Origin of the sequence: Natrialba sp. PRR66, assembly GCF_034808065.1 — an archaeon.
In the GTDB taxonomy this organism is placed as follows: domain Archaea; phylum Halobacteriota; class Halobacteria; order Halobacteriales; family Natrialbaceae; genus Natrialba; species Natrialba aegyptia.
Genome location: NZ_JAXHGN010000147.1, coordinates 1 through 263 on the forward strand (window position 1 = coordinate 1; position 263 = coordinate 263).

General features: G+C 57.0%; 1 protein-coding gene. It reads right to left on the reverse strand.

Features of this window, described 5'->3' with window-relative positions; all coding sequences use genetic code 11:
• Nucleotides 1-181: hypothetical protein (locus tag SM755_RS23805; protein ID WP_323174858.1), on the reverse strand; the 181-nt coding region annotated here is incomplete at its 3' end.
• Nucleotides 182-263: the final 82 nt, after the last annotated feature.

Here is a 263-nt window from a genome sequence, read left to right on the forward strand (position 1 = left end):
TCTCGGCGCCGAGCACATCGACAATCTTCAATACCGTAGTCGGGTCCTTTTCGCCCATTGCGGCGGCCATTTGTTCGCCCAATTCTTTCGTGGTGAGACCCTCGGCGAATTTGGTGCCCATCAGGTCCTCCAGCGAGTATTCGGCCTTCATCAGCACCGAGGCATCTGTCACCTTTTTCATCCAGTCCCTTTTCTGACCACCCTCTCGATTCTGCCAAACTCTGCCTCTGCCCCGACCGCGCCTGCTCCAGCATTCCTTCGCT